This window comes from Pseudomonas sp. BF-R-30, from assembly GCF_019956175.1.
Taxonomy (GTDB): domain Bacteria; phylum Pseudomonadota; class Gammaproteobacteria; order Pseudomonadales; family Pseudomonadaceae; genus Aquipseudomonas; species Aquipseudomonas jessenii.
In genome coordinates this window covers 44,539-57,510 of the sequence record NZ_JAHBDE010000031.1, presented here as the reverse complement: position 1 = coordinate 57,510, position 12,972 = coordinate 44,539, and the positions used below count along the sequence as shown (strand labels likewise).

The window sequence follows — 12,972 nt, the reverse complement described above, 5'->3', positions numbered from 1 at the left end:
GCTCAGCAATCGTTGGTTACATCTTTGATTTCTCGCGGAGTAACTTGTGATGCTGATAATCTGTTGACTAGCAGTCTGACTCCACAAGCACCCACACGAATTGCTTGATTCAGTTGTTAAAGAGCGGCTGGTTAAGATCTTTCGTCTCAACCGAGGTGCGCATCTTACAGCGCATCTTTTCAATTTGCAACCTTAAAAGTTTCTGATTTTTCAACAAAATCAACTACTTAAACCAAGAGCCACATCAAACTGCTCGTTAGCGGGAGGCGAATAGTACAGTATTAAAATACGTGGTCAACCCCCCACCTGAAAATTCTTCTTCCTTGCCAAAGCGTCCGGGCCGCCACCATGAGAACCTCCAGCATCTATATAAAGCACTGGGACAGCAACGAACCCAAACCACATCACTTGGACATATAGATACAACAATGGTGAGAAAGCCCTACGGCAAATGGATACCCAGGGGATCCCAAGAGCATGACGGGCATCACGTCAAAAATGCCGGGACACGAAATGCCCTCCCCGACCAATACGACAGAAACGAAAAAGCCCCTGAAATGTTTAACCACTTCAGGGGCTTCGTCTTGTTCAATAATGGCGGAGAGATAGGGATTCGAACCCTAGGTACCGGTGAAGGTACAACGGATTTCGAATCCGTCCCATTCGGCCACTCTGGCATCTCTCCAACGGCGCGCATCATAACAACACTTTCGCAGGAAGCGAACCCCCTAAGCGAAATATTTCTGTGCTATCAGATGCTTGCGTCGGTTAAAGCGGTACGCCCAGGCGATTGGCGACTTCTTCATAGGCTTCGATGACGTCACCGAGGCCCTGACGGAAGCGGTCCTTGTCCATTTTCTTGCCGGTGGCCTTGTCCCACAGACGGCAGCCGTCCGGACTGAATTCGTCGCCCAGCACGATGGAGCCATCGTGGAACACGCCGAACTCCAGTTTGAAGTCGACCAGCAGCAGGCCGGCGCCATCGAACAGTTTGCTCAGGACTTCGTTGACCTTGAGCGACAGCTCTTTCATGCGCACCAGTTGCTCGGCCGTGCCCCAACCAAAGGCCACGACATGGGATTCGTTGATGAACGGGTCGCCCTTGGCGTCGTCCTTCAGGAACAGTTCGAAGGTGTAAGGGTTGAGCTTCATGCCCTCTTCGACACCCAGACGCTTGACCAGGCTGCCGGCGGCGTAGTTACGCACGACGCATTCGACCGGGATCATGTCGAGTTTCTTCACCAGGCATTCGTTGTCGCCCAGCAATTTGTCGAATTGGGTCGGCACGCCGGCCGCTTCGAGCTTCTGCATGATGAAGGCGTTGAACTTGTTGTTCACCATGCCTTTGCGGTCGAGCTGCTCGATGCGCTTGCCGTCGAACGCCGAGGTGTCGTTACGAAACAGCAGGATCAAGCGGTTAGCGTCGTCGGTCTTGTAAACCGACTTGGCTTTGCCGCGGTAGAGTTCTTCACGTTTTTCCATGATGGGCTCCGCTTGCTAAGTAGATGGGCTAGGCGATATGTCGCCAGTCGAGCCCTGAATCTTGATCGGCCAGTTGCAGCCAGTCCGGGTCGCACCCAAGGGTGTCGACAAAACATTGCCGGGCCAGCCGCGGCAGGTTGTTCTTGCTGCTCAGATGGGCCAGGACCAGGTGTTGCAGGTCTTTCCAGCCCAGCTCGGCCACCAGGAATGCCGCCTGGTGGTTATTCAAATGCCCCAGTTCACCGCCTACCCGCTGCTTGAGAAAGTACGGGTAATGACCGCGAGCCAGCATGTCACGACAGTGATTGGACTCGATCATCAACGCATCGAGGTCCCGATAGCCGTCCAGCACCTTGTCACAATACGAGCCCAGGTCGGTCAACAGGCCGAAGCGCCGTAAACCGTCACTGAAAACATATTGCGTCGGTTCTTGTGCATCGTGGGCCACGGCAATGACACCGATGCTCAAGTCGCCGATTTGCAGTTGATCGCCGCCGGCCAGAAAGCCTGCCGGCTCAATAGGTTTGCGCATCCCGCGCAAGGTCCCGCGACTGAGGTAGACAGGCAGATTGTAGCGCCGAGACAGCAAACCCACGCCATGCACGTGGTCGGCATGTTCGTGGGTCACGAGTATCGCGCTCAGCTGCGCAGGGTTCACACCCAGGCGCAGCAGGCGTTTTTCGGTTTCCCGCAGGGAAAAACCACAATCCACCAATACGTACGTATCAGCGCTGGCTATCAGCGTGCCGTTCCCTTGACTACCGCTGCCGAGAACGGCAAAACGCATAGGATCAGCCCAGGTTGTCCTGAATCTTGCTCAACACTTTACGCGCCACATCGGCCGGCGCCACGGTGTTGATGTTTTTCTCTACGGTGACCTGGACGTTCTCGCCAACCTTGCTCAGGCGAACCTGATAACGCTCGGCGCGGGCCTCAAGCTCTTCCTTGCTCGGCGCGCTGCCGAACAGGCTGCTGAAGAAGCCTGGCTTGTCGTCTTTGCTCTCGGCTTTTTCGGCCAGGTTGATGTAGTACAGGCCCAGGCTGCGGTTGATGTCTTCAACACGCCATTCGCCTTGTTCCAGCGCACGACCGACGCTCGACCAGGCACGATCCAGATCGGTACCGACGTTCAGCACAGGGTTGCCGCTGCCGTCTTCACTCAGGCTGACACGACTTGGCGCGTCGAAATCACGCGAAGCCAGCATGGAGACCGAACCGCCCTTCTCGGAGATACGGCTCATGCTCGCGAGCATGTCGTCGACCAGTGCCGCGTCCAGGCCAGTGTTGACCGAACGGTTGGTGAAGGCCACGTCGGCGGTGCTGCCGGCGGGACGCTCGGCGCTGACCACATAGACTTCACTGGTGTTGCGCTGCACGCCCGGTTCGATGCGCACCCGCACGCGGGTTTCGCTGTCCGTGCTGACGCCGGCCGCGCTCAGGCGCTTGGCCATGGCCGCAGACAGTTCATCGGAATGCTGCCAGGTCGTGGTGAATTCACCGGTTTGCGGACGCTGTTCATCCAGACGGAAACCGTTGTCCTGGAAGAACTGAACGGCGACGGGCCAGACTTCAGCCGGCGGATTCTGCGCCAGGATGGAGCTGGAGCCGCCGCTCTTCTGCAGGGAGTAGGCACCGGCGTCAGCACCCGCGGTCAGCGGCTGCGGCCGAGGAACGATGTATTCGCCCTTGGCGGTGTCATCGGCCACGTTGCGCGGGATCGGCAACAGCGGATCCAGACGCTTGGCGGTACGGACATCCGGTGGCATTTGCATCGGTGCAGTCTGTTGCGCTTCCAGGTAATCGCTACCACGGTCACGGAAATAACCTTCCGGGCCCCAGATCCATCCACAGCCACTGGTGCTGGAGATAATCAAGGCAAGTGCGGAAAGTCCGGCCATTCGCTTCATGCGTTGTACTTCCTCAATTAAACCAGGACGCCGCACTGGCGCAGGGCCGTGCGCAGCGTTTCGTGACAAGGTGCGCTCAGCCAGGTCAACGGCAGGCGGATGCCTTCGTGCATCAGGCCCATTTCAACCAAAGCCCACTTCACCGGAATCGGGTTGGCTTCGATGAACAGGTCCTTGTGCAGCGGCATCAGTTTTTCGTTGATTGCCCGTGCAGTCTCGGCATCCCCCTTGAGGGCGGCCTCGCACAGATCGGCCATTTCACGCGGTGCGACGTTGGCGGTAACGGAGATGTTGCCCTTGCCGCCCATCAGGATCAGCTCGACCGCGGTCGGATCATCGCCGGAAAGGACGATGAAGTCCTTGCTTACGCCGTCGAGGATGGCCTTGGCGCGCTTGAGGTCGCCGGTCGCTTCCTTGATACCGATGATGTTCGGCACGGTGGACAGGCGGATCACGGTTTCGGCCTGCATGTCGCAGGAGGTGCGGCCGGGAACGTTATAGAGAATCTGCGGGATGTCGACCGATTCGGCGATGTGCTTGAAGTGCAGGTACAGGCCTTCCTGGGTCGGCTTGTTGTAGTACGGCACTACCAGCAGGCAGGCATCGGCGCCGGCTTCCTTGGCATTACGGGTCAATTCGACGGCTTCGCGGGTCGAATTGGCGCCGGTACCGGCAATCACCGGAATACGACCGTTGACCTGCTTGACCACGGCACGGATGACTTCGATGTGCTCGTTGACGTCGAGGGTTGCCGACTCGCCGGTGGTGCCGACGGCGACAATGGCATGGGTGCCGTTTTCAAGGTGGAAGTCCACGAGTTTGCTGAGGCTGTCCCAGTCAAGACGCCCCTGTGCATCCATGGGTGTGACCAGTGCCACCATACTGCCCGCAATCATGAAACCGCTCCTGCCGGAAAAAGAGAGCCGTAATGGTACTGGCGCCAAGATGCTTGCACAAGCGAAGTACTGTGCTGCCGCCATTCCCCTTGGCGCCGGTTTTCGCTACCCTTCAGACTTTGATCGGTACAGACAAGCTCGCGCGCCGGGTTTCAGCCTCCATTTACGGCATCACAAGCCCTGATCCAGCGTTGCCGCCTCTCGCTCCCGCCCTGCCGGAGCACGTCGCGACCTGCCGCTTGGGGGTTTCTGAATTCGCATCCGCAGGCTCGCCCCGGCAAAACGCCCTCTGGACGTACCGACCGCTCATCGCTTTAGGAATGCTGCATGTCCACCCCCACAGTTCGCGAACAATTCCTTGTTATCAGTGCCCTCGGCGCCAACCCCATGGAGCTGACCAACGTCCTGTGCCGCGCCAGCCATGAAAACCGCTGCGCCGTTGTCACCTCTCGCCTGACCCGCCATGGCGAATGCAGTGCCCTGGTGCTGGAAATCTCCGGTAGCTGGGATGCCCTGGCACGCCTGGAAGGCAGCCTGCCGGTATTGGCCAAGCGGCATGCGTTCACGGTCAACGTGGTGCGCAGCGCGGCCCTGGAAAACCGCCCTCAGGCCCTGCCGTACGTCGCTTATGTCAGCTCGGCCTACCGCTCGGACATCATCAACGAGCTGTGCCAGTTCTTCATGGACCACAATGTCGAGCTGGAAAACCTGACCTGCGACACTTATCAGGCTCCGCAGACCGGCGGCACCATGCTCAACGCCACGTTTACCGTGACCTTGCCGGCCGGCGTGCAAATCAGCTGGCTGCGCGATCAGTTCCTGGATTTTGCCGACGCGCTGAACCTCGATGCCCTGATCGAACCCTGGCGCCCACAGAACCCAATGTAAGGAAGCTTTCATGGCCGTTGCCATCGACCAACCGGTTGCCGATTTCCAAGCCCCCGCCACCAGCGGGCAAACCGTCAGCCTCGCCGGCCTGAAAGGCAAGCAGGTAGTGATCTACTTCTACCCCAAGGACAGCACACCGGGCTGCACGACCGAGGGGCAGGGCTTTCGTGATCAATACGCTGCGTTCAAGGCCGCCAATACCGAAGTGTTCGGCGTGTCTCGCGACAGCCTCAAATCCCACGAGAACTTCAAGTGCAAACAGGAATTCCCCTTTGAGCTGATCAGCGACAAGGACGAAGCCATCTGCCAACTGTTCGACGTGATCAAGCTGAAAAAGCTCTACGGCAAGGAATACATGGGCGTGGATCGCAGCACGTTCCTGATCGACAAGGATGGCGTACTGCGTCAGGAATGGCGCGGCGTGAAGGTGCCGGGGCATGTTGATGCGGTTCTGGCGGCTGCTCAGGCACTGAACAAGGCCTGATTCTATCGACGCCTGTGAAGGCGCTTTCGCGAGCAAGCCCGCTCCCACATTAGACGGTGTTTTTCTGAACAACTCGGTCAACTGTGGGAGCGAGCTTGCTCGCGAAGGGGCCATCAGCCCCACTGAACGATCAAACCTGCCCCTTAAAGCAGCGGCGCCACCTCCGGCTCCTTGCGCGGCCAGGCATCCAGCACGGCCTTGAACAGCGTCGCCAGGGGAATCGCGAAGAACACCCCCCAGAACCCCCACAACCCGCCAAACAACAGCACTGCGCAGATGATTGCCACCGGGTGCAGGTTGACCGCCTCCGAGAACAACAATGGCACCAGCACGTTGCCATCCAGCGTCTGAATGATCCCGTAGACCGCCATCAAGTATATGAACTGATCGCTCCAGCCCCACTGGAACAGCGCAATCAGAAACACGGGCACGGTCACCACCACGGCGCCGACATAAGGCACCACCACCGAAATCCCAACCAGCAGTGCCAGCAGCGCCGCGTAATTGAGTTCCAGGACAACAAAGGCGATGTAGGTCACGCCACCGCAAATGAAGATTTCGATGACCTTGCCGCGAATGTAATTGGCGATCTGCCGGTTCATTTCATGGGCGACCCGGGTGATCAATGCCCGCTCACGGGGCAGGTAACCGCGCACCCACTGGCCGATCATGGCCCGATCCTTGAGGAAGAAGAACACCAGGATCGGCACCAGCACCAGGTAGATCATGATGTTCACCAGCAATGGCAGGCTCGACAGCGAGAACGTCAGTGCCCACTGACCAAACTTGCCGATTTCGCCCCGTGCCGCTTCGATGGCCTGCAGTACCTGCTCATCGGACACCAGATGCGGATAGCGTTCGGGCAGCAGCAGCAACAGCGACTGCCACTTGGCGAGCATGCCGGGCAACTCGTTGAACAGGGTGATCAGTTGATGCCAGAGCAATGGCACGACAACCACGATAAACACCAGCAACAGCCCCATGAACAACGCAAAGACCAGCCCCACCGCGACCCCGCCCGGCACCCGCAGGCGCTCGAGGGTCACCACCAGCCCCTGCATCAGGTACGCCAGCACCATCCCGGCGAGCACCGGCGCCAGCATACCGCCCAGGGTCAGCACGGCGGTGAACGCCAGAAACAGCAGGACAGCCAGCACCACCGCTTCTTCATCGGAGAAATAGCGCTGAATCCAGTCGCGCAACACTTTGAACATCAATAATCCTTAGGAGTAAACGCAGCCGATTTCAGGCTTTTTTCAACCAATAGCGGTAAACACCCGCCTCATCTTCTTCACGAAGCAGGGTATGACCGGCCAATCGGGCAAAGGTGCGAAAGTCGCGTTGCGAACCCGCATCGGTGGCGATGACCTTGAGCACCGCGCCACTGGCCAGCCGGTTGAGCTCCATCTTGGCCTTGAGCAACGGCAACGGGCAATTCAGGCCGCTGGCATCCAGTTCAACGTCATGCTCTACAGCGTCGGTCATTGCATCACTCCGGGTCAGGTGGTTGTGTTGCCTAGAATATCTGGTCGCAACGCCGGTGTCCGGCTACAGTAAGGTCTTTGTCGACTAAGGCTTTGTGCATGACTTTTTTGCGCCCCACCCTGCTGACGCTCGCTTGCCTGCTCGCCTCACCGGGCTTTGCCGACGACCTGCCGTCACTCGGCGACGCCAGTTCTGCCATTGTCTCACCGCAACAGGAATACCAGCTCGGTCGCGCCTGGCTGGCAATGTTGCGCAGTCAGGTTTCACAGCTCAACGATCCGCAGCTCAAGAATTACGTGGAATCCAGCGTTTACCGACTGGTCGAGACCAGCCAGGTCACTGACCGACGCCTGGAATTCATCCTGATCAACAGCCCGCAGCTCAACGCCTTTGCAGCGCCGGGCGGGATCGTCGGGGTGAACGGAGGTTTGTTCCTCAACGCCCAGACCGAGGGCGAATACGCTTCGGTACTGGCGCACGAATTGGCTCACTTGTCGCAGCGCCACTTTGCCCGGGGCGTCGAAGCGCAGCAACGCATGCAAGTACCGATGATGGCTGCATTGCTGGCGGGTATCGTGCTGGCAGCCGCCGGTGGCGGTGACGCCGGGATCGCGGCCATTGCCGGCACACAGGCCGCAGCCATCCAGGAACAGCGGCGATTCTCCCGCCAGAACGAGCAGGAAGCCGACCGTATCGGCATCCTCAATCTGGAAAAGGCCGGTTACGATCCCCGCTCGATGCCAACCATGTTCGAACGGCTGGGGCGTCAGTACCGCTACGATGCCAAGCCACCGGAATTTCTGCTGACCCACCCGGTCACTGAATCGCGTATCGCCGACACCCGCAACCGCGCCGAACAGTTTCCAAAGGGCGGTATCGAAGACAGCATGCGCTACCAACTGATCCGCGCACGCGTACAGCTGATCTATGAAGAAACCCCGGGGCTTGGTGCCAAGCGCTTCCGCGCCCAGCTCGACGAGAACCCGAAAAACGACGTGGCACGCTACGGCCTGGCGATCGCCCAGATCAAGGGCGGCCATCTGAACGAAGCACGGGAAAACCTCAAGCAGTTGCTGGCCAAGTCACCCAACGAAATCATCTACAACCTGGCTCAGGTCGATCTGGATATCACCAATAATCGCCTGGCGGATGCCCAGTCCCGGGTTGACCGGTTGATGGGCCAATACTCTGGCAACTACCCGCTGAACCAGATCCGCGTCGACCTGCTGCTCAAGCAAAACCGTACTGCGGATGCGGAGAAAGCCCTCGAAAGCCTGCTCAAGTCCCGCCCGGATGATCCGGACGTGTGGTATCAGGTTGCCGAGACGCGCGGCCTGTCGGGCAATATCATCGGCCTGCATCAGGCTCGCGCCGAATACTTTGCGCTGGTCGGTGACTACAAACAGGCCATTCAGCAACTGGACTTCGCCAAACGCAGGGCTGGCAGCAACTTCCCGCTGTCTTCGCGGATCGACGCGCGACAACGCGAGCTGATGGAACAAGAGCGCATGATCAAGGACATGATGGGCTGACGCCCCGGCGACAAAAGGTCCGGACACAAAAAAACCGCCTCTTTCGAGGCGGTTTTTTATGCAACCAACAACCGGGTTATTCGGCCAGCTTGAAGGTGATGAAGCTCGCACGCCCCTGACGCAGTACCCGCATCGACACCGAACGGTTCTTTGGCAGCGCCTTGGCGATGTCCGCGAACTCCTTGGTGGAACCGATGGCCTGGTTGTTCAGATGGGTGATCACATCACCCGGCTGCAAGCCGATCATGGCAGCAGGGCCGTCCTGTACTTCCTTGATCAGCACACCACCCTTGAGGTCGTAGGTTTTCTTCTGCTCGTCAGTCAGCTCGACCACGGAAACACCCAGGCGATTACTGCTGCGCTCAATGCTGGATTTTGGCAGCGCATCCAGCTCCTTGCCTTCTTCCGGAATCGCGCCGACCGTCAATTCGACATTCTTGCGCTTGCCGTCACGAATCACTTCCAGATCGGCCTTGTTGCCAGCCTTCAACGCGCCAACCAGATGCGGCAGGTCGGCCGACATGACGATTGGCTGACCGTTCATGCTCAGGATCACGTCGCCAACTTGCAGGCCGCCCTTGGCAGCCGGACCATCGTCCTGGATCTGGGCGACCAGCGCACCGGCCGGCTTCTCCAGGCCGAACGACTCGGCCAGATCCTTGCTCACTTCCTGAATCACGACGCCCAGCCAGCCACGGCTGACCTTGCCACCGGATTTCAGCTGATTGGAAACATCCATGGCCACGTCGATCGGGATTGCAAACGACACGCCCATGAAGCCACCGGAGCGGGTATAGATCTGCGAGTTGATCCCGACCACCTCACCGTTGAGGTTGAACAGCGGACCGCCGGAGTTACCCGGGTTGATCGGCACGTCGGTCTGGATGAACGGCACATAGTTTTCGTTCGGCAAGCTGCGACCGACGGCGCTGACGATGCCTTGTGTCACCGTGTGGTCAAAGCCGAATGGCGAACCGATCGCGACAACCCATTGGCCAGCCTTCAGGTCCTGGGATTTACCGAGCTTGAGCACTGGCAGATCCTTGCCTTCGATTTTCAGCAGCGCCACGTCGGAACGTGGATCGGTACCGATCAGCTTGGCTTTCATTTCGCTGCGATCGGCCAGGCGGACGAGGATTTCGTCAGCATCGGCGATCACGTGATTATTGGTCAGGATATAGCCATCGGAAGAGATGATGAAACCCGAACCCAGGGAGGTTGCCTCGCGCTGACGGTCACGAGGTGAGCGCGATTGTGGCGGCATGCCCCGTTCGAAGAATTCGCGCAGCATCGGTGGCAAGCCTTCGAGGTCGGGCATTTGCTGGTTGACTTTGCGATCCGGCAGCTTTTGCGTGGTACTGATGTTCACGACCGCAGGCGAAGCCTGTTCGACCAGTTGCGTAAAATCAGGCAATTCGACCGCTTGGGCGGTGACCGCCTGACCGAGCACCAGCACGGTGGCAATAATGGAAAGGTAGGACTTCAAGCGTGGTATCGACATACGGCTCCCGTTACGACGAGCATGGTTAAGCGATATGGAGCAAGGAACACCGGGAACAATACGCCGGTATTTTTGTTCCGGGAACAACAAACAAGGCCAGAGCCGAGGGGCTCTGACCTATAAAAAATTTACGGGATTTTTGCAAACTGAAATGCTCACGAAACATTTCAAATTCAGCTCACTGCTTGGTTGCAGCGGCGTCGGTGCGCATCGAAAGCGCTATCCGTTCAGCAGTACCGACCGGTATCTCGCCAACAACAGTCACCATCATGTCGCCCTGTGCCGTGGCCAAGCGCCGGGAAACCGCAACGGTCGGTCCCAACTGAGTACGGGTGTCGGTGACTGTTGCGCCATTCAACGGCTCGAGGAATACCGAAAAGCGCGTCAGGCCATCGTCATACATCAGGCTATTGACCTGGGTCTTGGTCTGCGGATCCTTGCGAGCGGTGCTGCTGGTCAGCTCGAAGCCGGGCGGCAACCAGTCGGAACGCCAGACCTGGGCAGCCTTGACGGCAGAGGCCTTGTCACTTTCGAGATTGACTGGCTTGCAATCATTACTGGCCTGCAGGTCTTGTTCGGAAGGGACGTCAGCGGTATCCATTTGCGTGAACTGGAAGCGCTCCAACAACCGCCCCTTGTCGTCCAGTAGCAAGGACTTCAGAGGCAGGCCGGTTTCCTTGTCCAGATGCAGTTCAAAACCATAGCGGTGCTGATCACGGGGTGTCAGCGATACGATCACCGCCGAACGCCCGGCGACACGCGACTTGCCGATGACGGCCAGGTCATACCAATTCTTGAGCTTTTGAGGATCGAGTGCACGGGCGGCGGAGTTCGGGGAGTCCCCAAGCCCTGCTATCAGTGTGCCGCTGACGCATTGGGTTTGCCCATCAATGCGAACGACTTCCTGAGCGGAACCGTCGAGCTGGATCAAACGCTCGCGGACCTTTCCATCCTGGACGCGGTGCCAGATGTTATGGGTAGAAAAACTACCGTTACGCTCGTAGACGAAAGTACCCTGAAAGCTTTGCTGTTGCTCTGCCTGGCCCAGGCGGGTCAACCAGTCCTGGGCTTCACCGGCTTGGGCTGGAACGATGAACCAGCCGCTGAGCAGAAGCGAAAGTAGAGGTATGGCGCGCATGATCCTCCTTAACGGTTTTCCAGACTTGCGGCACGAGCGTAAGGCAGAGCGCTCTCAGTGCCTTTCAATGCAGCCTGTTGTGCGTGTTGGCGCAAGTAACCTGGCAGACGCTGATCGTGCCAGCCTGGCTGACCTTGCAGTACGCCGTTGGCCATTGGGCCAGTAGCATCCGAACTCTCATTGTAGCCTGCCAAAACGGCTGGGCCTTTTACTTGTGGAGCAGCCAGTCCGGGTTGAGCGGATTGCTGGGCCAGTTCGACACCGGCGATCTCATCCTGGTTGTACAGACGCACACCGGCCAGCACCGCCAGGGTCACCGAGGCAGCGACCGCCAGACGACCCAGGCTGCGCCATGGACCACGGGAAGCTTTTGCCGGTACGGCTTCGTCAGCCAGGGCAGCAGAAACAGCCGCGGCGATGTCCAGGCGTGGAAGCAGCAGATCCTTGTGCATCACTGCCCGAGCGATCTGATAACGAGCCCAGGTTTCACGGGTTTCTACATCGTCACAGGCATTCAATACCCGACGCAATTCCAATTCGTCCGCTTCGTTATCCATCACTGCGGACAGCGATTCCTGCAGGGCTTCACGACTCATGGCGTTCCTCTCTTGGCTGTCGCCGCTGTCTTTAGTTTTCCTGCAACAACGGCTGCAGGGCTTTGTCGATGGCCTCCCGGGCGCGGAAAATCCGGGAGCGCACGGTGCCTACCGGACATTGCATGACACTCGCAATGTCCTCGTAACTCAGACCATCAAACTCACGTAAAGTTAAAGCCGTACGCAAATCTTCCGGCAGTTGCTGAATGGTTCGATGGACGGTGCCTTCGATCTCATCCCGCAGCAAAGCCCGCTCTGGCGACTCGAGATCCTTGAGGCCATGATCGCCATCGTAGAACTCTGCATCCTCGGAACTGACATCGCTATCCGGCGGCCGACGGCCGCGTGAAACCAGATAGTTTTTCGCCGTGTTGATGGCGATGCGGTAAAGCCACGTATAAAACGCGCTGTCTCCGCGAAAATTTCCTAGTGCACGGTATGCCTTGATAAAGGCTTCTTGTGCCACATCCTGGGCTTCATGGGTGTCGTGCACGAAACGCACGATCAACCCGAGAATTTTGTGCTGGTATTTCAGCACTAGCAGATCGAAAGCACGCTTGTCGCCGCGCTGAACGCGTTCGACCAGTTGCTGATCCTCTTCCTGGGTTAGCATGAACACTCCTCGATGAGCTCGGAGGAGGCTTGCAGAAGTAAACCACCAGACTTGCAAACATAGACTCGGGCTTTTCGCAAAAGTTCTCCCCCTCCAGGCAAGTTTCCTGCGGGCTCTGATTTGGCACGCACGAAAAGCGCAGCACGAGTTGACCCGGCTGCGCGGATAATCTTGTCATCGGATTCTTCAGCAAGGATCGAACTGCAATCCGGCACTGAAGCCGACACTGTCCCTTGTTTCAGGCAACCGTCTATTGATCTTGGCCCTTTGGCAAAAGTTCCAATTATTTATAGCCGTACCAACCCGACATTGTGCAACCGTGAAGGGAAAAAGACTGTTAAATCGGCGATACAGTCATTCTCGCGCCCAACGGGCAGAAAAACATCCGACGAAGCGACCGATGTTTTGCGTCACGGTAGTTTCACAATGCCATGCTAGCTCGGGTATTGT

13 protein-coding genes and 1 tRNA gene are annotated in these 12,972 nt (G+C 58.3%); 3 read left to right on the top strand and 11 right to left on the bottom strand.

Annotation, left to right across the window (positions count from 1 at the left end; translation table 11 throughout):
• Nucleotides 1-595 precede the first annotated feature (595 nt).
• The 5 genes from KGB20_RS16935 to dapA form a co-directional block, all read right to left on the bottom strand.
• Nucleotides 596-685 (bottom strand) — tRNA-Ser (locus KGB20_RS16935).
• Nucleotides 686-768: 83 nt separating this feature from the next.
• Nucleotides 769-1,482 carry a phosphoribosylaminoimidazolesuccinocarboxamide synthase gene (purC, locus tag KGB20_RS16930; RefSeq protein WP_154947592.1) on the bottom strand — a complete coding sequence of 238 codons (714 nt, stop codon included), beginning with the start codon at nucleotides 1,480-1,482 and terminating at the stop codon, nucleotides 769-771.
• A gap of 28 nt (nucleotides 1,483-1,510) precedes the next feature.
• Nucleotides 1,511-2,269 carry an MBL fold metallo-hydrolase gene (locus KGB20_RS16925; RefSeq protein WP_057716015.1) on the bottom strand — a complete coding sequence of 253 codons (759 nt, stop codon included), beginning with the start codon at nucleotides 2,267-2,269 and terminating at the stop codon, nucleotides 1,511-1,513.
• A gap of 4 nt (nucleotides 2,270-2,273) precedes the next feature.
• Nucleotides 2,274-3,389, bottom strand: a complete 1,116-nt coding sequence (gene bamC, locus KGB20_RS16920) for an outer membrane protein assembly factor BamC (RefSeq protein ID WP_057716016.1) — start codon at nucleotides 3,387-3,389, stop codon at nucleotides 2,274-2,276.
• Nucleotides 3,390-3,406: 17 nt separating this feature from the next.
• Nucleotides 3,407-4,285 (bottom strand): 4-hydroxy-tetrahydrodipicolinate synthase, encoded by an 879-nt coding sequence (dapA, locus tag KGB20_RS16915; protein ID WP_057716017.1) that lies wholly within the window; start codon nucleotides 4,283-4,285, stop codon nucleotides 3,407-3,409.
• A gap of 327 nt (nucleotides 4,286-4,612) precedes the next feature.
• Here dapA and KGB20_RS16910 point away from each other — a divergent pair, with 327 nt between their 5' ends.
• Complete coding sequence (locus KGB20_RS16910; RefSeq protein WP_007979776.1) at nucleotides 4,613-5,173, top strand: glycine cleavage system protein R; 561 nt, start codon at nucleotides 4,613-4,615, stop codon at nucleotides 5,171-5,173.
• 10 nt (nucleotides 5,174-5,183) lie between these two features.
• Nucleotides 5,184-5,657, top strand: a complete 474-nt coding sequence (locus KGB20_RS16905; RefSeq protein WP_154861745.1) for a peroxiredoxin — start codon at nucleotides 5,184-5,186, stop codon at nucleotides 5,655-5,657.
• A 143-nt stretch (nucleotides 5,658-5,800) separates the two neighbouring features.
• On the opposite strand, the gene KGB20_RS16900 is transcribed toward KGB20_RS16905, so the two are convergent.
• A complete protein-coding gene (locus KGB20_RS16900) occupies nucleotides 5,801-6,871 on the bottom strand; it encodes an AI-2E family transporter (RefSeq protein ID WP_057716019.1) in 1,071 nt (356 codons plus the stop codon).
• Nucleotides 6,872-6,902: 31 nt separating this feature from the next.
• On the bottom strand, nucleotides 6,903-7,142 hold the full coding sequence (locus tag KGB20_RS16895) for a sulfurtransferase TusA family protein (protein WP_007979782.1): 240 nt from the start codon (nucleotides 7,140-7,142) through the stop codon (nucleotides 6,903-6,905).
• 98 nt (nucleotides 7,143-7,240) lie between these two features.
• On the opposite strand from KGB20_RS16895, the gene KGB20_RS16890 reads away from it, so the two are divergent.
• Nucleotides 7,241-8,674, top strand: a complete 1,434-nt coding sequence (locus KGB20_RS16890) for a M48 family metalloprotease (RefSeq protein ID WP_150814285.1) — start codon at nucleotides 7,241-7,243, stop codon at nucleotides 8,672-8,674.
• Between the two features lie 76 nt (nucleotides 8,675-8,750).
• On the opposite strand, the gene KGB20_RS16885 is transcribed toward KGB20_RS16890, so the two are convergent.
• The 4 genes from KGB20_RS16885 to rpoE form a co-directional block, all read right to left on the bottom strand.
• Nucleotides 8,751-10,175: a DegQ family serine endoprotease gene (locus KGB20_RS16885; protein WP_090453675.1), complete on the bottom strand. Its 1,425-nt coding sequence runs from the start codon at nucleotides 10,173-10,175 to the stop codon at nucleotides 8,751-8,753.
• Nucleotides 10,176-10,353: 178 nt separating this feature from the next.
• A complete protein-coding gene (locus KGB20_RS16880) occupies nucleotides 10,354-11,313 on the bottom strand; it encodes a MucB/RseB C-terminal domain-containing protein (protein ID WP_057716022.1) in 960 nt (319 codons plus the stop codon).
• 8 nt (nucleotides 11,314-11,321) lie between these two features.
• On the bottom strand, nucleotides 11,322-11,909 hold the full coding sequence (locus KGB20_RS16875) for a sigma-E factor negative regulatory protein (protein WP_057716023.1): 588 nt from the start codon (nucleotides 11,907-11,909) through the stop codon (nucleotides 11,322-11,324).
• Nucleotides 11,910-11,940: 31 nt separating this feature from the next.
• Nucleotides 11,941-12,522 (bottom strand): RNA polymerase sigma factor RpoE, encoded by a 582-nt coding sequence (rpoE, locus tag KGB20_RS16870; protein WP_003172477.1) that lies wholly within the window; start codon nucleotides 12,520-12,522, stop codon nucleotides 11,941-11,943.
• Nucleotides 12,523-12,972 lie beyond the last annotated feature (450 nt).

What these genes read in the sequence shown, in the direction of transcription:
- purC (WP_154947592.1), bottom strand. Translation starts at nt 1,482, where the DNA reads ATGGAAAAACGTGAAGAACTCTACCGCGGCAAAGCCAAGTCGGTTTAC.
- KGB20_RS16925 (WP_057716015.1), bottom strand. Translation starts at nt 2,269, where the DNA reads ATGCGTTTTGCCGTTCTCGGCAGCGGTAGTCAAGGGAACGGCACGCTG.
- bamC (WP_057716016.1), bottom strand. Translation starts at nt 3,389, where the DNA reads ATGAAGCGAATGGCCGGACTTTCCGCACTTGCCTTGATTATCTCCAGC.
- dapA (WP_057716017.1), bottom strand. Translation starts at nt 4,285, where the DNA reads ATGATTGCGGGCAGTATGGTGGCACTGGTCACACCCATGGATGCACAG.
- KGB20_RS16910 (WP_007979776.1), top strand. Translation starts at nt 4,613, where the DNA reads ATGTCCACCCCCACAGTTCGCGAACAATTCCTTGTTATCAGTGCCCTC.
- KGB20_RS16905 (WP_154861745.1), top strand. Translation starts at nt 5,184, where the DNA reads ATGGCCGTTGCCATCGACCAACCGGTTGCCGATTTCCAAGCCCCCGCC.
- KGB20_RS16900 (WP_057716019.1), bottom strand. Translation starts at nt 6,871, where the DNA reads ATGTTCAAAGTGTTGCGCGACTGGATTCAGCGCTATTTCTCCGATGAA.
- KGB20_RS16895 (WP_007979782.1), bottom strand. Translation starts at nt 7,142, where the DNA reads ATGACCGACGCTGTAGAGCATGACGTTGAACTGGATGCCAGCGGCCTG.
- KGB20_RS16890 (WP_150814285.1), top strand. Translation starts at nt 7,241, where the DNA reads ATGACTTTTTTGCGCCCCACCCTGCTGACGCTCGCTTGCCTGCTCGCC.
- KGB20_RS16885 (WP_090453675.1), bottom strand. Translation starts at nt 10,175, where the DNA reads ATGTCGATACCACGCTTGAAGTCCTACCTTTCCATTATTGCCACCGTG.
- KGB20_RS16880 (WP_057716022.1), bottom strand. Translation starts at nt 11,313, where the DNA reads ATGCGCGCCATACCTCTACTTTCGCTTCTGCTCAGCGGCTGGTTCATC.
- KGB20_RS16875 (WP_057716023.1), bottom strand. Translation starts at nt 11,909, where the DNA reads ATGAGTCGTGAAGCCCTGCAGGAATCGCTGTCCGCAGTGATGGATAAC.
- rpoE (WP_003172477.1), bottom strand. Translation starts at nt 12,522, where the DNA reads ATGCTAACCCAGGAAGAGGATCAGCAACTGGTCGAACGCGTTCAGCGC.